The organism is Sedimenticola sp., assembly GCF_050289425.1.
In the GTDB taxonomy this organism is placed as follows: domain Bacteria; phylum Pseudomonadota; class Gammaproteobacteria; order Chromatiales; family Chromatiaceae; genus Sedimenticola.
Genome location: NZ_JBNKFS010000008.1, coordinates 18073 through 36886 on the forward strand (window position 1 = coordinate 18073; position 18814 = coordinate 36886).

An 18814-nucleotide genomic window follows, 5' to 3' on the forward strand; every position below is an offset into this window, starting at 1 on the left:
GAACGTCGATTTCATTACGACGTTCCCGGTATTCAGCCAGCCCGGATAATTCGCGAAGGATTCGGGCTAAGGCTTACTGACCACTTCAAGCTTGGGGCGGCTATCCGTTGCCTCTTCACTGTCACGCTCCTCGGGCTTCGCCGCCGGCAGTTTCAGCGAAGCCGGCAATTCGAGTGGTGCCGGATGCGCGCTGCTCAGCTCCAAACCAGCCTTAAAGCAGGTGAGCGCCTTCTCTTTTTCGTCCATCTTTTCCAGCAGCGCACCCAGCGCCCGATAAGCGGCGCTGGTTGGCTCGATTCCGATACTCGCCTCTAGGTAGGTTCGAGCCTTACCCCAGAGCTTATTGACCAGACAGAGCCGACCCAGAGTAAGCAGTAACACCGCATTACGTGGACGATCCTTCAGCCAAGCCTCGGCCGTGGAGAGCTGACGCGCGCGATCGTCGGCCGGCACCCGACCGTAGAACTCCACCAGATCGTCACTCCAATGGCGGCCGATAGCATCCCGCAGCAGGCGCTCCACCTGATTCTGTTCATTCCGATTCATCAGGTGATTGACATAGGTGGTGACCATCTCCTCTCTAAAGCGGATGGCGGCCGGAATGCGGTTCCAGACCGTCTGCAACTGGGTCAGATTCTCGTCCTGGGCGGCGGCGGTAAGCTGATTCTGGAACACCCGTAACTCCAGCGCCTGCAACTCTTCCGGCTCCACCACTTTGCGCTTTTTCAGCTCCGGTAACAGTTGGCCGAGCTCTTGCCAATCATCCAGGCGTTGGTACAGCTCCTTAAGCAGTTTCAACACATGCGTGTGGCGCGGGGCGATTTCGCGTAGATGCTTCAGCGTGGCAAGGGCTTGCTCCAACTGGGCATGGTCGAGCTGCAGTTCAGCCTGGGTCAACCCCACCGCCACATCCGCCTCCGGCATGCTTTCATGCGCCAGTTGCAGATAGTGGTCACGCCGCTCGTGGGCATCCTGCTGTTGCGCCGAGCGGGCCGCCGCCAGGTAGTTAAGCAGTGGTGTCTCAGATTTACCGGCAAAACGTACCAGATCCCTCTCGGCGCGCCGCCAGTTTCCCTCCGACAGTTCCACCAAACCCTGGGTCAACGCCTTGCGGGCACGCCGGGCACCGCGATGCTCACGCCAATCGTGCAGCTTCCGCGGGGCGGCACCAATCCGTGAAATCAATCGCAGGGTCAGATAGAGAGCGCCGAACAGCAGCAGATTCATCAGCAGGAAAAATGCCAGGCTCCCTTCCACGGTCCATTGCCCGTAGCCGATGAGGATATAACCGTTGTCCTCTTTTACCGCCAGTGCCAGCAATACCGAAACCGCCAGCCCGAGTAGTCCAAGTATCAATATTCTCATTTGGCGCCCTCTTCACCCGCCGCCTTGATGCGTGCCTGCAGTGTAGCGAGGGAGCGGGAGATATCCGGGAAGCGGGGATGCACATCGACCGCCTGCAGCGCACTGATCTCCTGCTGCACCGCCTGGGTGGCGGCCCCCTCCGCATCGAAGAAGTCGCCAATCCAGGTGGCGGCCTGGGAGAGGCTGGATCCGTACAACTGCGCATCACCTTTCAGCAGCGCGAGGCGTGCCGCCTCCAACTGCAGTTGCAGATTCTGGTAAACGAAGAACTGTTGTTCCGGCGGCAGCATGGCGCTGACCGGTTTATCCCGATGACGGATCACCATAACCGACTTGAAACCTTCCCAGCCATCCTTAAGCAAGGTCTCCATGTTGCGCTCTCCGCCCTGCGCCGAACGCTCACCTGGCTGCGGCTTGGACGGCGTATAGCTGAGCCCGACCATCTTCAACGACTTTACCTGCCCTTGCAGACTGCTGAGCCGGGCGGCCACACCCACCCGATCGAGGCGCCCGACCCCCTTGAGGGTCGAAATCTCTTCCGCCAGCCGTTCACGCACCTCGATCCAGCCCGGATCGCCGCTATCGCGCAGACGACCATCCGCCGCCTGCAGTGCACGGATCGCGGTATCCACATCTCCGGCCAGCTGCAGGCGGTGGTTGGCCACCCGCATCAGGTACTCCGCTTCGGCTGCCATCCAGGCATTGCTGCTGCGTCCGACCCGGTTATAGACATCCTCCAGGGTCTGTTTCATTTCGTTGGTCTGCTGGCCCAGGCGCTCGCGTTCACTCACCAGCTTTTGTTCCTGCGCTTGCAGGGCATCCCGCTGCTTCTCAATTTCACGCTTCTGTTGCTCAAACGCGTCCGCCACCGCCGCCAGCTTGCCCTGCAGCGCCTGTTGCTGTGCATCAGCCTGGCTCAACGCCGCATTCATCTGCTGCAGCGAAGTCTGCATCCCTTTCCAGTACTGATAGCCGTATCCCAGCCCACCAAACACCACCACCAGAGCAATCGCCGAAAGCGCCAGGGAGAGTTTGGGAGCAGACGAGGGGGAGGGGGTGCTCCCGGACGGTGACGGTGTGAGCGGAGTTGATTCGATGATTTCCGCATCCTCGATCTGCGACTCTTGCTCTAGTGCCGCGGTCTCATCCTTGCCTGGATCTTTTGCGTCTTTTGTACTCATTCACTTTTCCGTCTTGCTATGTGTGGCAACCGGTCTGACCGGCTGGTATTAGATACGTTACCGGCTGATCCGGCTCTCTATTTACCCATGCGGCTTCTGCGAAATCCCGTGACGACTACTCGTACGGCGTCACGGCTTGGAGCCGGATATCTTCGGCTAGTCTAGCAAAGCGGGATAAAGCGGAATACTTCGCCTGTCACCCGCTACCGCCAGTGAGACTATATCACCAGATTCCTCCGCTCGCTGTGTCGACGCTCAGCGATTGCTGGCCCAGAGACAGATCGCTTCCAGCAGATCCTGCTCATCCGCGCTGCGGGCCAGATAGACCTCACGACAGCCCAGCTCCCGGGCATGCTGGCGCATCCGGTCGCTGACGACGATCATCGGCGTCTGCTGCAACAGCGGCTGGCCCTTTTCTCCCAGCATGCTGAACAGATTTTCCAATAGGATATTGCTGGTGACCGTGACCACATCCACATCGTCACGCCAACGATAAAGCAGCGGCTCCGGATCGATCTCGGGACAGGCACGCTGATACACTTCGGCATAATCGACCGACGCCCCGCGCTCTTGCAACGCCTCCCCCAACAGCTCACGCCCACCGTTGCCACGCAAAATCAGGATTCGCTTGCCGGCTACATCCTTCAGCTCCGGGGTCTCCAGCAAACCCTCGCTGTCGAACGAAAACTCCGGCACGACGTCCACCGGATAGCCCGACTCGGCCAGGGTCTGGGCGGTACGCTTGCCCACCGCCGCCAGGGCAACAGCGGCAGGCAGTTTCTGCTGCGGCGACAGTTTGATGCCCCACAGTACCGCATTCGGGCTGATGAAGATGGCGATATCGTAATCCGCCAAGCCTGCCAATTGGGCCGTGACCCGCGCGGTATCCGGTGGATCTTTGATTTCGACCGAGGGGAAACGCAAAGCGAGACCGTTTCGGCTATCGATCAGTCGGCAGAGGGTGGCAGCCTGGTGTGCGGCACGGGTGACCAGCACACCGATTCCGGACAGATTGCAATCTGTGGAAGTGGTGAGAAAAGACATGGGGCAAAGCTCAGTTTTCGTAAAGGTGTTTAAGTACCTGATCCGCGCCCTGGCCGAGCAACTCTTCGGCTACGGCGATACCCAAGGACTCGGCCTCGTCCGCCGGACCGCTGATTTCGGCACGCATGATACGGCTGCCATCCGGCTCTCCCACCAGACCGCGCATATACAGTTTGTTGTGGTTAAGCACCGCGAAACCGGCTATCGGCACCTGACAACCACCCATCAGGCGGTTGTTCATGGCCCGCTCCGCCCCAACACAACAGGCGGTCTCGACGTCATGCAGCGGTTGAATCAGGGCATTGACGCGCGCATCGTCTCGGCGACACTCGATACCGATGGCCCCCTGGCCGATGGCGGGCAGGCTATCCTCGGTCTCTATATAAGAGGTGATGCGTTGCTGGAAACCTAACCTTTTCAGGCCGGCCGCGGCCAGGATAACGGCGTCGAACTCTCCGTCATCCAGCTTGCGCAACCGGGTATTCACATTGCCCCGCAGCGGGGCGACCTTCAGATCTGGCCTCCGGTCGGCCAACTGGCACTGGCGCCGCAGACTGGAGGTGCCCACAACGGCCCCTGGCGGCAGCTCATCCAGTTTGCTATAGCGGTTGGAAACAAAGGCGTCGCGGGGATCTTCCCGCTCCATGATCACCGCCAGGTGCAGACCCTCAGGCAGCTCCACCGGCACATCCTTCATGGAGTGCACCGCGATATCCGCGCGTCCCTCCAACATGCCCTGTTCCAGCTCCTTGACAAATAACCCCTTGCCGCCGATTTTGGCCAGCGGTGTATCGAGGATCTTGTCACCCTGGGTACTCATACCGATCAGCTCCACTTCCAATCCTGGGTGGGCCTGCCGCAGCAGGGCGGCAACATGCTCTGCCTGCCACATAGCCAGGGGGGATTTTCGGGTGGCGATACGTATCGTCTGGGACATCAGGGTATTCTCGGTGGAAAAAGGCGCATGCTATAACCTCTGGCTGATACAGGCAAATGGCAACCGCCTATTTTTGCCGTTTGTGCCGACAGCTATTAAAATAGTTTATACGACCTCAAGGTTATTTCCGTCCAGCCGATAGGGTGTTCCAATCCTGTTACCCAACCAGCACATGGCCATTAGTTTGATCGACAACGAACTCGCTCTCATCTGCCCCGACCCGGTGATCGCTATCGACCGGAAGGGCATCATCACCCTGTTCAATCCAGCGGCAGAAAACCTGCTCGGCTACAGACAGCAAGAGATGGTCGGACGCTTCCAGATCGCCGAGCTCTACGCCTCCCCGGAGAGCGCGCGGGAAATAAAGCGCCTGATGTACCAGACGAACAACGGCCTCAAGGGTCAGATCATCGGCCACAAAACCCATCTCCAGGCGAAGGAGGGGACCATGATCCCCATCCAGCTCTCCGCCTGCCTGATCGAAGAGCATGGCGTAGAAGTGGGCAGCGTGGGGTTTTTTCGCGACCTGACCGAACGTCTGGCATTGGAGCGCTCACTGAAGATGCTATCGGTCACCGATAGCCTCACCGGTCTCTACAACCAGCGCCATTTCCATACCGTACTCAATCAGGAGATTGCCCGCAGCAAGCGTTACCGTCATCCGCTCAGTCTGATCTGCATCGACCTGGATAACTTTAAATCGGTCAACGACACCCTGGGGCATGTCGAGGGGGATCACGCCCTGCGTTTTGTGGGCGAATCCATTGCCGGTATTTTGCGTAACATTGACTACGGTTTCCGCTACGGCGGCGACGAATTTATGGTGCTATTGCCAGAGACGGAGCAAGCCAGTGCCGATGCCCTCGCGCAGCGCCTGATCGACTACTTTAACCGGAACAAACCGAATAATCTGGTTGAGATTTCCCAGGATAACGATCCGGTGGCACTCAGTATCGGCATCGCCGAATACCTGGCCGATGAACCGGCCGGCGTATTCATCAAACGCGCCGACCTAGCGATGTACCGGGCCAAGAAAGAGCCCGGCAGTCGGGTGGTCCTGGCCGAGTAATAGGCGAGCCGTCACTCAGACTTTACCGCGCAGCAGTTTACGCACCTCTGGCAGATGGCGCCGGCTCACCTCCAGTTCGGCGCCGCTGCCGGCCAACGATACGGCACACCCCCCCGCGCCCAGCCGTTTCAACCCCAGCAAACGCTCCCTGACAATCAGGGCATTGCGGTGAATCCGCAACAGCCGCCGAGGAAAACGCTCTTCCAGTGACTTCAGCGACTCTTCCAGCAACGCCTCGCCGCCGCTATGGCAAACCGTTACGTATTTGTGATCGGCCTGAAAATAGATGACATCGCTGAGCGGGATACGCTGCAGTCCTCCACGAAAGCTGACGCTAATATAGTCGGCGTCCTGTTGTCCCTGAAGCGCCTGCAGCGCCTGCAATTGGGGTCGGTTCAGCGTCACCGCCCTTTCGATCGCCTTTTGCAGGCGCTCGCGGCGGATCGGCTTCAACAGATAATCCACCGCCTGTCGCTCGAACGCCGCCAACGCATGTTGATCAAAGGCCGTTACAAAGATGACCGCCGGCGGCGTCGGCAAGCCGGCCAGTGCCGCCGCCGCCTCCAGACCATCCATCCCCGGCATGCGAATATCCATCAACACCAGATCCACCTCTTCCTGGCGGCAGCGCTGCAACGCATCCCTTCCGTTATCGGCCTCCGCCACCACTCGGTATGGAGGGCCTATCTCTTCGATCAAGCTGCGCAGGCGCGCCCGGGCATGGACTTCGTCATCGGCTATTAATATCTTCATTGTTCAGTCCAGGGGTGGGGAAAAGCCACCCGTACCTGATGTTCGCCGTCCACCTCGCTGACGCTCAGAGAAGCCTCTTCATCAAAAAAGCCCTGCAACCGTTCGCGGATATTTTGCAGCGCCATGCGGTTACCCGGGCGACGAGCCTTGTTGGCCCCCACCGGCAGACTGTTGCGGATGCTGATATTGACCCGCTTGCGTCGATAGCGGCCGGTAATCTGAATGTGCCCCGGCTCGGTCGAGGGTTCGATACCGTGATAGATAGCATTTTCCAGCAGCGGCTGCAGGATCAGCGCCGGCAATTCCGCATCCAGCGGCAGCGCTTCCAGATCCCATTTCACCTGTAGTCGATCACCCAGGCGCTGCCCCTCGATGCGCAGATAACCCCGACACATCTCGATCTCCTCACCCAGACTCGACATACGTTGGGCATCGGAGAGCGAGGCGCGAAACAGGTCTGACAGGTCATACACCACCTCCTCCGCCAGCGCCGGATCGGTGCGGGTCAGGTTGGCAATGGTGTTCATGCTGTTGAACAGAAAATGGGGCCGGATACGTGACTGCAGTGCTTGCAGGTGGGCCTTCGACTCGGCTTCCACCTGGAGCCGCCAACGGTACTGAACAGAGAGATAGTGCATCAACACGGCACAGACAACGGCACTGATCACCAGGCTCTTTATCAGAAACGGGCCGGTATCCGATAGCCCGAGAATCCAGATTGCCAGCAGTGACACCAACAGGGTCAGCCCGACCAAGCTGCACCAGATAATCACCCCCACCTGCCAGATCCGCAGGTGACTGATCCAGGGGCGCAACAGACAGATCAGGGCACTGCCGCCCAGGGCGATCCACTGGATAAACAGCGAGCGCAGGCTTAACTCGCCAGCAAACTCCTGAAAGGTGTGGATAGAAGCCAAGGTGAGTATCACCGCCAGCAATTCGGCAGAGATCACCACGCCGAACACCATACGAATACTGCAAAAATTGGGCAGATAGGCGGCCTGGCCCCGTTCCGGTCCCCCTTGCTTCGCTCCTTTCTGCGTCATAACCCCCCACAGCGGCTTAACCGTGCCGCGAATCCTGATACAATCCCCCCAACTCGGGCTATCGGTACAGTATCCGATTCACCCCAGACTGTGCAGTAGATATCTTACACTCTCTAATTTATGACTATACGATGCTTGGTTCTCAAGCAGGAATATTTATCTCATGAGCGATAAAAAACTCTGGTCCGGCCGTTTCAGCGAACCCACCGATGCCTTTGTCGAAGCCTTCACCGCTTCGGTGGAGTTCGATCAGCGCCTCTACCGCTATGATATCCAGGGCTCGATAGCCCATGCCACTATGCTGGCCAAGTCCGGTATTCTCAGTGTAGCGGAGCGCGATACCATCATCGCCGGGCTGGAGCAGATCCAGGCGCAGATCGAAGCCGGTCAATTCGACTGGTCGGTAGAGCTGGAAGATGTCCACATGAATGTGGAGTCCCATCTGACCCGCGCTATCGGCGATGCCGGCAAGAAACTGCATACGGGGCGCTCGCGCAATGACCAGGTGGCCACCGATATCCGGCTCTATATGCGCGATGAGATCGAGATCATCCGTGCCGAGATCCTGCGTCTGCAGCGAGCGCTGCTGGATACCGCCGAACGGGAGGCCGAGACCATTATGCCCGGTTTCACCCACCTGCAGACCGCCCAGCCGGTCACCTTTGGCCATCACCTGATGGCTTGGTTCGAGATGCTGGAGCGCGACCGGGAGCGTCTGGCGGACTGCAACAAGCGGGTCAACATCATGCCCCTCGGCTCCGCCGCCCTAGCCGGCACCACCTACCCCATCGATCGCCACTATACCGCCGCGCTGCTCGGTTTTGCCCGCCCCAGCGAAAACTCCCTGGATGCGGTCAGCGATCGCGACTTCGCCATCGAGTTCAGCGCCGCTGCCGCGCTGATCATGATGCACCTGTCGCGCATGTCTGAAGAGCTGATCATCTGGTCCTCGGCCCAGTTCAATTTTGTCGATCTCTCCGACAGCTTTTGCACCGGCTCCTCCATCATGCCGCAGAAGAAGAACCCCGACGTACCCGAACTGGTACGCGGTAAGACCGGACGCATTTTTGGCCATCTGATCGGTCTGCTGACTCTGATGAAGGGCCAGCCCCTGGCCTACAACAAGGATAACCAGGAGGACAAGGAGCCGCTGTTCGACACCGTGGATAACCTGAAGGGTTCACTCAAAGTGTTCGCCGACATGATCCCGGCCATCACCTGCAAACCCCAAAGTATGCGCGAGGCGGCGATGAAGGGCTTTGCCACCGCCACCGATCTGGCCGATTACCTGGTACGCAAGGGCACCCCGTTCCGCGATGCCCACGAAGTAGTAGGCAAAGCCGTGGCGCTGGGCGTCAGCAAGGGCTGCGACCTCTCTGACCTCAGCCTGCAGGAGCTGCGGGGCTTCTCCAGCCAGATCCAAGACGACGTGTTCGCGGTGCTGACCCTGGAGGGCTCGGTAGCCGCACGCAACCATATCGGCGGCACCGCACCGACCCAGGTCCGGGCGGCGATTGAGCGGGCACGCCAGCGTCTCGCCGCTGAGTAGGCGCTTACGCTAAATTCCATCAGGACGGTTAATAAGACGGTAGGTCGCCCGCCATACTGTGGGCGTAGGGGTAACCCCCCGTGGTTGCCCGTTCGATACGACTACCATCGTATCCGGGCCGGGCAGGCACAGGGGCCTGCCCCTACTAATTACCGGCTATTTCAACCGCTATCCACCCGCCGCTAATCTCCGTGGGAACGGCGTCTCCCGGTGCCGTCCCGGCCTGGCTGCATTTTCCCGCCCGTTGCATGTATAGTTACTGCAGTAACCAACCGGAGAGGAGCCGATGACCGAAGCCAACCAGACTGCCACCGAGGAACCGCTGGTACTACGCGAAGACCGTGACGGGATCGCCTACCTGACGCTGAACCGGCCCAACCAATTCAACGCACTCTCCGAAGAGCTGTTGGACGCGCTGCAGGGCAGCCTGGATGCGATTGCCGAGGATAAAAGCGTACGGGTGGTGGTATTGGCCGGGAATGGCCGGGCCTTCTGTGCCGGACACGACTTGAAGCAGATGCGCGGCCAGAGCGAGCGCGCCTACTTCCAGCAGTTGTTCACCCGCTGTGGGCAGGTGATGACCCGCATCACCCAACTACCGCAGCCGGTCATCGCCCGGGTCCACGGTATTGCCACGGCAGCGGGCTGCCAACTGGTCGCCTCCTGTGACCTGGCGATCGCCGAAGAGGGCGCGCGCTTTGCCGTCTCCGGGATCAATGTGGGCCTGTTTTGCGGTACCCCCAGCGTACCCCTGTCACGCAATGTCGGACGCAAACAGGCGATGGAGATGCTGCTCACCGGCGGCTTTATCTCCGCCCAACAGGCGCAGGCGCAAGGATTGATCAACCGTGCCGTACCGCTGGACGAGCTGGACGAGGAGGTGTTGAAACTGGCCCGCACCATCTGCGGCAAATCCAGCGCTTCCATCGCGCTGGGCAAGGCGATGTACTACAAACAGTTGGAGATGGGCGTCGATCAAGCCTACCAATTCGCCAGCGAGGCGATGGCCGACAATATGATGTTCGAGGATGTAGGTGAAGGTATCGACGCGTTTGCCGAAAAACGCCCTCCCAACTGGCAGGATCGGTAAACCGGCCATGTTTCAACTTCACCCCCGGCTCGCCGCAGATACCCGGCAACTCTGCCAAATGGCGTTGTGCGAAGTGCGGCTGATGGACGACCGGCGCTTCCCCTGGCTGATTCTAGTCCCCAAAAGGGAAGGCATAACAGAGGTCCATCAACTGGAACAGAGCGACCAGCGCCTACTGATGCTCGAGAGCAGCCATGCCGCCCGGGTGCTGGAACAGTGCTATACCCCGGATAAGATCAACCTGGGCGCACTGGGCAACCTGGTCCCCCAACTGCACTGGCACGTGGTCGCCAGAAACAGGGACGACAACTGCTGGCCCGGGCCGGTATGGGGCTGTGGCGAGCGCCAGCCCTATGCTGAAGCCGAACTGCAACAGCGCCTTGCCGAACTTCAGGTCTGGTTTACCAATGAGTGAGAAAATTACCGATTCCCTGGCTCAACTGAATGAAAAGCTGCTGGCCTTTGCCCGGGCACGCGATTGGGAGCAGTTTCACTCACCCAAGAACCTGGCCATGGCGCTGATCGCCGAATGCGCCGAACTGGTGGAACACTTCCAGTGGCTAAGTGAAGCGCAGAGCCAGCAGTTGGCACCGGAGAAACAGGAACAGGTAGCCCTGGAGATGGCCGATATCCTGATCTATCTGATCCGCACCGCCGAACGGCTGGATATTGACCTGATTGCGGCCGCCCACCGCAAGATTGCCATCAACGAGTCCCGCTATCCCGCCGACAAAGTGAAAGGTGACGCACGACGCGCCAATGAGTACGGCGACGAATAGCTCGTCAGTTCCCTGAATCAACGCACCCGGCTATTTCGGCCCAACAACCGCCGAATACCCCAACGTGAAGCCTGTGTCTGCCGTCGCAGACCTTGCAGCGCCTCCGCTTGACTCGCCACCAGTACCGCCTCGGGGACCCGCTCCCGGATCGCCTGAAACAGGGCCAGGGACACACCCTTACCCTGGCGGTGGCTGATCCACAATAGATTCAACTGCAGATTCAGATCGGCAAACACTACCCGGTCGGCATGCCGTTCAAACAGCCCCCGCAACTCCTCAAACACTTGCTCGCGCCGCGGCACTGCCCAACGCTTCAGACCGGGGATCAACAACATGAAGTCACTCAGGTTTTGCCCGGCCTGGTCGGCGGTGGGGACCCGCCGCCAAAGCGGGTCACCGGGTTGCAGCGGCGCATCCGGCATAATCTTTCGCAGGCGCATCCGGCCTCCTTAAACAGTGCGAATTTACTGGAAAATATAGACGATTCTGGGAGTTGAGAACTAAAGTTTAGGTACGACCGGACGAACTATAGGGTGTTAAGGGTTGATCTTTGTGATCTCCCTGGGCGCCGTAGGGGAACTGGCGTAGCGGTATACGCTACCCATAAAAATGATACGGATCGGAGGATCGCTGTTTTGACTCAAGCAAGTGGCATGACTTACAAGTCGCTGCAGACTGTGCCCTGCGGCGTGCTGATTTTTGATCAGCAGGGTGCCATCAGTTGGCTGAATCCAGCTCTGGAGGGGATGCTGGGACTCAACAACGAGCAACTGGTGGGGCAGACATTGGAGCAGTTCCCGTTCACGACCCATCGCGGACTGTTCAAAGGAACGGGGCTAATGCATCTGTTTGGTAGCGGGGTGGAACAGGAGCGCTGGTTACATTGCACAGTGGTTACACCGGAATCAACCGATCCGCAAATCCACACCGTTAAATATTTTCAAGACGTAACCGAGCTGGTACGGCTGCAGGAAGAGAATCAGCGGCTGAAGAAACAGGTCGAGGAACTGGCCATTACCGACGAGCTGACCGGCCTGGCCAACCGCCAGTCTCTGACGCGCGCACTCAATGCCCAGGTGGCACGCAGCCGACGCTACCAAAATCCACTCAGCCTGGCGGTAATCCAGCTCAACGACAACCAGAGCGAGGCACCGCTCCAGGACGAGGTCATCCTGGAGGTAAGCCGCTACTTGCGCGATCGCCTGCGTTGGGTTGATCTGATTGCCCGCTGGCAGCACAACCAGTTCATCATCATTCTGCCGGAAACCAACCTGCAGGATGGCCAGGATCTGCTGGATAAAATTATGGCCAGTTTTCCCGAGTTACTGCTCCCGGCCCAGCATGATGCCAGTCGCCTGCAGCTGCAATGCGGCCTGGCCGAATGGCACAAAGGGCAGGATGCCCGGTTACTGATGAAACAGGCGTTCAGTAATCTGGCTGAAAGCGACATCGTCAGCAACCACGCTTGAGGAGTAATTGATGGCCGAGGCGGTATCACTCAAAGACGGTATCGGCCGCCAGGACCTACGGACTGTTCGCCGACGCTTCCTCGGTCTGCATCGGGAGCGACTGCGCGTCATTGCACGGGAGCTGACGCCGAACCAGCGCGCCTTTGTCGATCTGCTGCCACTGCTGTTTCATATCAACCACCCGACGCTGCCGGGTTTTGCCGGCAGCGATACCCCCATCGGCATACCCGATTACACTCCGACCCAGTCGGTGTTGCGCCTGGCCCGCAAGCTGAGTCGCAGCTTCGAATATAAAAAACGCGCACGGCGCCGTTTTTATATCCAGGCACTCTACCTGATGGGTAGCATCGGCAGTATCGCCCATACCAGCGGCAGCGACTTTGATATCTGGCTCTGCCATGATCCGGAACTGGACAGCACCGAGCGCGAACTGCTGCGCCTCAAGGCGCGCAAATTGGAAGCCTGGGGAAAAGAGCTGAATCTGGAAGTCCACTTCTTCATCATGGAAGTGGACGCCTTTCGTAATGGCAAACTCGACGCCCTGTCCCACGAGAGCAGCGGTACCACACAGCCACACCTGTTGTTGGAAGAGTTCTACCGCACCGGCGTCCTGCTGGCCGGACGCTATCCGGTTTGGTGGATGGTTCCCCCTGAAGAGGAGGGCAACTACACCCAGTACGTCGAGATGCTGTTCCACAAGCGCTTTATCGATCCGCTGGACTGCCTCGACTTCGGCAGTCTGGAATCGATCCCGGTGGAAGAGTTTCTTGGCGCCGCCCACTGGCAGCTATTCAAAGGCATCGAATCGCCCTATAAAACCATCCTCAAACTGTTCCTGACCGAAGCCTACGCACGCGATTATCCCGATATCCGCTGGCTCTGCCAGGAGACCAAACGAGCCATTTACGACGGTGATTTCGACCTGCGTAAACTGGACCCCTATGTGTTGATGTACCAACGAGTTGAGCAGTATCTGCAGGGGCGAAATGAGAAAGATCGCCTGGAACTGGCCCGGCGCTGCCTCTATTTCAAATCGGAGCAGACCCTGAGCCAGGATCAACCACAACTCCGGGACGATTGGAAACGGGAAGTGTTGGAGGTGTTGACCCGAGGCTGGGGCTGGCGGCGAGGCGAACTGGTCAATCTGGATTCACGGCAGAACTGGAAGATCGACCAGGTGATGGATGAACGAAACAGTCTGGTGCGGGAGCTCAGTTACAGCTACCGGCTGCTGACCGATTTCGCCCGGGAATACGCCTCCACCGATGCCATCGACCCGGAAGAGCTCAGCCTACTTGGCCGCAAACTCTATACCGCGCTGGAGAAGCGCCCGGGCAAGATCGACAGTATTAACCCCGGCATTACCCGCAATCTATACGAGGAGCGTGTCAGCCTCCACTACACCCGTACCCGGGGGGATCAGTACGCCTGGTTTCTCTACCTGGGTGAAGTCAACGAGTCGGCCGCCCGGGTAACCAGCCCGCTGAAAACCGCCGCCTGTCTCAGTGAAATACTGGCTTGGTGCCACCTCAACCGGCTGATCAATCTAAATACCATCATCACGCTCTATCCCAAGGAGAATCCGATCCGCCAGGAAGAGCTGTTTGCCATATTGGGCACCCTGAACAACCTCTATCCACCGCATGAGACCCACCCGGTGCCTATGGCACAACTCAAGCAGCCACCCCGAGCCCTCTCTTGCACTCTGTTTCTGAATACCGGCATCGACCCGATGGCCCACTTGGCCAAGGTCGGCAAGCAACTCACCACGGAACGAAGCGATCCGCTCAGTTTCGGCTCGGCCCACAGTTCGCTGGTGGAAACCATTGAGCAGTTGATCACCACCAGTTGGGGCGAGACGCTGGTCACCTATCACCAGGGAACGCGCGGCCTGCTGGAGAGTCTCTGCCTCTACCTGCGCATGGGACTGCAGGGTGACGTCGGCCAGCATCCAGCTAGCGCCACCGCCCACTGCTTCAACTCCGTGCGGGGCGGCAGTACCGCCCGACGCGTCGAGAAGCTGTTCAACGATGTCATGCACTGCTTTAGCGAATCGGGTACCGGGCTCAACAGTCGTTATCTGCAACAGATCGAGGATGATTTCTACCTGATCCACTATCAAAACGACAAATTCTCCTACTTTCCGATCACCGGCGATCAGGAAGTGCTGGATATCCTCTCCGAACCGCAGCGCAGCTTCCGGCCGACCACCATCGACAGCCTGAGTCTCGCTTCCACTCCGCTGCCCTGCATCCTGCGGCATAACCGGGCCGGGGCCATCCAGGTCTTTTACAGCACCCAGAAGGGACAGACCGAACTCTATATCCTCGATGAACACGGCGCCCTGTTCCACCAACAGATGCAGGAGGCGGATGAACACTATCTGTTGGTACAGCAGCAACGTTTTCTCAAGGGGATGCTTCTACTGCGCAGCTTGAGCTTGCCCAGTGACCAGCCCTCCCATCGTTACCTGCTGGACGCCCCGGAGTTCTATCACCTCTCGCGTAACCGGAACGGCGACTATGTGGCGGAACCTCGTACGCCGCCACGCCACCGACTACCTGACAGCTACATGGAGTTACGTTTGATCAGTGAAGGACTGGACCTGAATCAGTCGCCGCATCTACTGGTATGCGGCGACCGTGAGTTCAGCTCCCTGGAGTATGGCCCCGAACTGTACGGCACCGTGGCGCAACACCTGCTGGATCAGCGGATTGGCCACAAGGCGTATCCGATCTATCTGACCAGCCTGGAGATTTCTGGGATCGGCTCGGAAGAGAGCGCCACAACCATCCAACTGCTGAAATTCAAGAAACGCCTGGAAGGACGCCTGAACCAGGCGTTGATAAAACTCAAGCCCTAACCCCTCCGCGGCATTACAAACGTTTGGAAATTGCCGCCCCAGACCTCTCCAGGCAGAAACGGGTAAGGAGGGAATCCGGTTGGGTTTAACTTCCACCAGGGTTACAATGCGGAACATTGGAAAATTACGGAGCAACACACCATGTTCTGCTGGTCTCGTTATCTACTCTGGCTGGTCATTCTGGTCTTGGGTACAAGCAGCCTGCTTACCGCATGCGGTCAAAAAGGTCCGCTGTATCTCCCTGACCCAGCTTCCCAGCAACAACCTCAACAACAGGAAGAGTCCAAGGACAAGTAGCGGTCGACCACTATGAAATATGCATTCACCAAGATGCATGGCCTGGGCAATGACTTTGTGGTCCTGGACGCCTTCACCCAGCCACTCACCCTCACCCGGGAACAGTTCCGCCTGCTGGGAGACCGCCACTTCGGTGTCGGTTGCGACCAGATCCTGCTGGTGGAACCCGCCACACTGCCCGACACCGATTTCAATTACCGTATCTTCAATGCCGATGGCGATGAAGTGGAGCAGTGCGGCAACGGCGCCCGCTGCTTTGCCCGTTATGTGCGCGACAAGGGGTTGACCGACAAGCAGGAAATAACCGTCGGCACCAACGCCGGGATAATCAAGCTGACTATCGAAGCGGATGGTCGTGTGCGGGTCAACATGGGTGTCCCGGTGCTGGAGCCCGCCCGCATCCCCTTTATCGCCGAGCGGCAAGCGGCCGATTACCGGGTCGAGGTACTGGGTGAAACCCTTACCCTGGGAGCCGTTTCCATGGGCAATCCCCATGCGGTAATCGTGGTCGATGACCTGGAGCAAGCCCCGGTGGAGCGCATCGGCGCCGCCCTGCAGCAACACCCACGCTTCCCGCAACGGGTCAATGTGGGCTTTATGCAGATCCTCTCGGCGGATTCCATCGCCCTGCGCGTCTTCGAGCGTGGCGTGGGGGAAACCCTGGCATGTGGTACCGGTGCCTGTGCCGCCGCCGTGTCCGGCCAACTGCGCGGACTGCTTAACAAAAGTGTCAAGGTCAGCTTGCCCGGCGGGGCGCTTATGATAGAGTGGTTGGACGAACAGGCGCCCGTCATGATGTATGGCCCGGCCGCTTCAGTATTTGAAGGAAGCATCGAATTATGAGCCCACAACCCGAGCCCAAGCCAGACTACCCCCAGATGGAACAGAACCTGATCGCCTTTCTGACCGAGCACCCCGATTTTTTTGATCGCAACCCCGACCTACTGAGCAAACTGGAATTGCCCCACAGCAACGGCAGCGCCGTGTCGTTGATCGAACGGCAAGTGGCCACATTGCGTGAGCAAGCCGAACAGAGTCAGCGCAAGCTGGAAGAGTTTGTCGCGATCGCGCGGGAGAACGAACTGCTCAACGAGCGGCTGCATCACCTCACGGTCAAGTTGATCGAATGCTGTGATTTCGACGAGGTGATCAACACCCTGCAGGATCTGCTGCATGACGACTTCCGTGCCGAAGCGGTAGAACTGCACCTCTATTCGGCCAGCGAAGCCGAACACCTGACCAATCCCGACCTGGACGGCTTCCGGGATTTTCTCGATACCAACAAGCCGCGTTGCGGCCGGCTGCCGCATGGGCAGTTGAAATACCTGTTCGGCCCCCAGGCCGAAGATATCGCCTCCACGGCCCTGATACCCATTAAGGGTGAGGGATTGTTGGGCGTACTGGCTATCGGCAGCCACAGTGAACACCGCTTCCATCCCGGTATGGGCACCGACTATCTGATCCGCCTTGGAGAGATTGTCAGCAAAACCCTGGAGGTGGTATCGGAACCGGGCAGCTGATGCCGTCCGCTGACCAGCTGCAGCACCGGCTGCAAGCCTTCCTGTCCCACCTCCAATTCGAGCGGCGTCTCTCCACCCATACCCTGACCAACTATCAGCGCGACCTGGTGCGTTTCGGCGACTGGTGCCGGGAACAACAGCTGAACGGTTGGGAGCAGCTGACGCCACACCAAGTGCGTGCCTTCGTGGCCAGACGCCATCGCGCCGGCATCTCCGGCAAAAGCCTTCAGCGGGAACTCTCCGCGCTACGCAGCCTGTTCCGTTACCTGATGCGCGAAGGGGTGCTGGCCGACAACCCGGCCAGCGGCATCCGTGCGCCCAAATCCGCACGCCATCTCCCCACTACGCTGGATGCCGATCAACTGGGCAGCTTGCTGGATGTGGCCAGCGTGGATCCGTTGGAACTGAGGGATTTGGCGATCATGGAGTTGCTCTACTCCTCCGGCCTGCGACTGGCCGAACTGGTCGCAGTCAACCTGCACGATATCGACACCCATGACGCCACCCTGGAAGTGATCGGCAAGGGGGCCAAAAGCCGTCGTGTACCGGTAGGCAGTAAAGCCCTGGCGGCCGTCGATGCCTGGAAACAGGTGCGGGGCGACTGGGCCAAAGCGGATGAACCGGCTCTGTTTGTCAGCCGCCGGGGCGGGCGGCTCCGGCCCCGCTCCATCCAGCAACGCCTGCAGCAATGGGCACTGAAGCAGGGTTGTCGGCAGAATCTTCATCCGCACATGCTGCGCCACTCATTTGCCAGCCACCTGCTGGAGTCTTCCAGTGACTTGCGGGCCGTCCAGGAGTTACTGGGGCACGCCGATATCAGCACCACCCAGATCTACACCCATCTGGACTTCCAACACCTGGCCCAGGTGTACGACAGCGCCCATCCGCGTGCTCGCAAGAAAAAGCGCGATAACTAGCCAATCCAAACAACCGGTAGAACTGCGCCCTCCCGCCAGCGGATTAACGCCTGTCGGCAAGGCCCGGCTGCCGTTACAATAAGTCTCCCAACGCATGACCATTACCCCGGAGTCCGGCTTGAACAATCTCTTCGCCGAAGCCAAACGCTGTTTTCTGATCGCCGATCCGGATGAAAAACTGGACGCCTCCCTGGCACTGGTTTCGGCCTGGCAGGCCGGCAATCTCAACTGGGATTCAGATGACGAACCGGAGCACTTCCTGGCCCCCGGCCGGCTGGAGCGCCCCCTGTTGGTGCCGCCTCAACAGGTGAGCAAGCGCGGTTTCGGCTCCCTCACCCGACGCGCCGCCCTGATCCACGCCCTGGCCCATATCGAACTGACCGCCGTCAACCTGGCCTGGGACACCATCTACCGCTTCCGCGGGTTGCCCCGGGACTATTATGAAGATTGGCTGCAGTGTGCCGGCGAAGAGAGCCAGCACTTCCTCGCCCTGCGCGGGCAGTTGCGCGCCATGGGCTTCGACTATGGTGACTTCACCGCCCATGATGAATTGTGGGGCAGCGCTGTGGAGACCGCCCACGAGCTGATGGACCGGATGGGGATTGTGCACCGGGTATTTGAGGCACGGGCGCTGGATGTGGTGCCGAAGACCCTGGAAAAATTCCAGGAGCTGGGGGACAGCAAGACCGCCTCCATATTGACCACCATCGCCAACGAAGAGATTGGCCACGTCAGTGCCGGTACCCGTTGGTTCCGTTACCGTTGTGAACAGCAAGGTCTGGATCCAGACACCACCTTCTTCCAACTGCTGCAGCGCTACCTCGGCCATATTCCACGCGGTCCGTTCAATCACACAGCACGCCGTCAGTGCGGATTCAGCGAAAATGAGTTGGCCCAGCTGGAAGCGGGTGAGCAGTCTACGTCCTAGGAGCCGA

19 protein-coding genes are annotated in these 18814 nt (G+C 59.3%); 12 read left to right on the forward strand and 7 right to left on the reverse strand.

Features of this window, described 5'->3' with window-relative positions:
• Positions 1–66 precede the first annotated feature (66 nt).
• The 4 genes from ACQY5R_RS07245 to hemC all read right to left on the reverse strand — a co-directional run bounded on the left by ACQY5R_RS07245 (position 67) and on the right by hemC (position 4527).
• Complete coding sequence (locus tag ACQY5R_RS07245) at positions 67–1365, reverse strand: heme biosynthesis HemY N-terminal domain-containing protein (protein WP_428606354.1); 1299 nt, start codon at positions 1363–1365, stop codon at positions 67–69.
• Positions 1362–2546, reverse strand: a complete 1185-nt coding sequence (locus tag ACQY5R_RS07250) for a uroporphyrinogen-III C-methyltransferase (protein ID WP_428606357.1) — start codon at positions 2544–2546, stop codon at positions 1362–1364. Before ACQY5R_RS07250 ends, ACQY5R_RS07245 begins: the two co-directional genes overlap by 4 nt.
• Before the next feature lie 255 nt (positions 2547–2801).
• Complete coding sequence (locus ACQY5R_RS07255; RefSeq protein ID WP_428606359.1) at positions 2802–3590, reverse strand: uroporphyrinogen-III synthase; 789 nt, start codon at positions 3588–3590, stop codon at positions 2802–2804.
• 10 nt (positions 3591–3600) lie between these two features.
• Complete coding sequence (hemC, locus tag ACQY5R_RS07260) at positions 3601–4527, reverse strand: hydroxymethylbilane synthase (RefSeq protein ID WP_428606362.1); 927 nt, start codon at positions 4525–4527, stop codon at positions 3601–3603.
• Between the two features lie 172 nt (positions 4528–4699).
• Here hemC and ACQY5R_RS07265 point away from each other — a divergent pair, with 172 nt between their 5' ends.
• Positions 4700–5596 carry a diguanylate cyclase gene (locus ACQY5R_RS07265; RefSeq protein WP_428606364.1) on the forward strand — a complete coding sequence of 299 codons (897 nt, stop codon included), beginning with the start codon at positions 4700–4702 and terminating at the stop codon, positions 5594–5596.
• Positions 5597–5611: 15 nt separating this feature from the next.
• Here the strand turns inward: ACQY5R_RS07265 and ACQY5R_RS07270 are convergent, their stop codons facing one another.
• Complete coding sequence (locus tag ACQY5R_RS07270; RefSeq protein ID WP_428606367.1) at positions 5612–6349, reverse strand: LytR/AlgR family response regulator transcription factor; 738 nt, start codon at positions 6347–6349, stop codon at positions 5612–5614.
• The gene (locus tag ACQY5R_RS07275) at positions 6346–7395 is read right to left on the reverse strand and encodes a sensor histidine kinase (RefSeq protein ID WP_428606369.1); all 1050 of its coding nucleotides are present in this window, start codon (positions 7393–7395) and stop codon (positions 6346–6348) included. The genes ACQY5R_RS07270 and ACQY5R_RS07275 overlap by 4 nt, the downstream gene beginning before the upstream one ends.
• A 163-nt stretch (positions 7396–7558) precedes the next feature.
• Between ACQY5R_RS07275 and argH the strand changes: the two genes are divergently transcribed.
• The 4 genes from argH to ACQY5R_RS07295 all read left to right on the forward strand — a co-directional run bounded on the left by argH (position 7559) and on the right by ACQY5R_RS07295 (position 10813).
• Positions 7559–8944, forward strand: coding sequence for an argininosuccinate lyase (argH, locus tag ACQY5R_RS07280; protein WP_428606371.1), 1386 nt, complete (start codon positions 7559–7561; stop codon positions 8942–8944).
• 286 nt (positions 8945–9230) lie between these two features.
• Entirely contained in the window at positions 9231–10034 is an 804-nt protein-coding gene (locus ACQY5R_RS07285; protein ID WP_428606373.1) for an enoyl-CoA hydratase, read from the forward strand.
• 7 nt (positions 10035–10041) lie between these two features.
• Entirely contained in the window at positions 10042–10449 is a 408-nt protein-coding gene (locus ACQY5R_RS07290) for an HIT domain-containing protein (protein WP_428606374.1), read from the forward strand.
• Positions 10442–10813, forward strand: coding sequence for a nucleotide pyrophosphohydrolase (locus ACQY5R_RS07295; protein ID WP_428606376.1), 372 nt, complete (start codon positions 10442–10444; stop codon positions 10811–10813). The genes ACQY5R_RS07290 and ACQY5R_RS07295 overlap by 8 nt, the downstream gene beginning before the upstream one ends.
• A 17-nt stretch (positions 10814–10830) precedes the next feature.
• Here the strand turns inward: ACQY5R_RS07295 and ACQY5R_RS07300 are convergent, their stop codons facing one another.
• The gene (locus ACQY5R_RS07300) at positions 10831–11253 is read right to left on the reverse strand and encodes a hypothetical protein (RefSeq protein ID WP_428606379.1); all 423 of its coding nucleotides are present in this window, start codon (positions 11251–11253) and stop codon (positions 10831–10833) included.
• 195 nt (positions 11254–11448) lie between these two features.
• On the opposite strand from ACQY5R_RS07300, the gene ACQY5R_RS07305 reads away from it, so the two are divergent.
• The 7 genes from ACQY5R_RS07305 (at position 11449) to ACQY5R_RS07335 (ending at position 18807) form a co-directional block, all read left to right on the forward strand.
• The gene (locus ACQY5R_RS07305; protein ID WP_428606381.1) at positions 11449–12282 is read left to right on the forward strand and encodes a diguanylate cyclase domain-containing protein; all 834 of its coding nucleotides are present in this window, start codon (positions 11449–11451) and stop codon (positions 12280–12282) included.
• A 10-nt stretch (positions 12283–12292) separates the two neighbouring features.
• Complete coding sequence (locus tag ACQY5R_RS07310; RefSeq protein ID WP_428606383.1) at positions 12293–15145, forward strand: class I adenylate cyclase; 2853 nt, start codon at positions 12293–12295, stop codon at positions 15143–15145.
• A 141-nt stretch (positions 15146–15286) separates the two neighbouring features.
• Positions 15287–15442 carry an LPS translocon maturation chaperone LptM gene (gene lptM / locus ACQY5R_RS07315; RefSeq protein WP_428606384.1) on the forward strand — a complete coding sequence of 52 codons (156 nt, stop codon included), beginning with the start codon at positions 15287–15289 and terminating at the stop codon, positions 15440–15442.
• A 12-nt stretch (positions 15443–15454) separates the two neighbouring features.
• Positions 15455–16285 carry a diaminopimelate epimerase gene (gene dapF / locus ACQY5R_RS07320; protein ID WP_428606387.1) on the forward strand — a complete coding sequence of 277 codons (831 nt, stop codon included), beginning with the start codon at positions 15455–15457 and terminating at the stop codon, positions 16283–16285.
• Positions 16282–16962, forward strand: a complete 681-nt coding sequence (locus ACQY5R_RS07325) for a DUF484 family protein (RefSeq protein WP_428606389.1) — start codon at positions 16282–16284, stop codon at positions 16960–16962. Before dapF ends, ACQY5R_RS07325 begins: the two co-directional genes overlap by 4 nt.
• A complete protein-coding gene (gene xerC, locus ACQY5R_RS07330) occupies positions 16962–17879 on the forward strand; it encodes a tyrosine recombinase XerC (protein ID WP_428606391.1) in 918 nt (305 codons plus the stop codon). Before ACQY5R_RS07325 ends, xerC begins: the two co-directional genes overlap by 1 nt.
• Positions 17880–17997: 118 nt before the next feature.
• Positions 17998–18807 (forward strand): ferritin-like domain-containing protein, encoded by an 810-nt coding sequence (locus ACQY5R_RS07335; protein WP_428606393.1) that lies wholly within the window; start codon positions 17998–18000, stop codon positions 18805–18807.
• Positions 18808–18814: the final 7 nt, after the last annotated feature.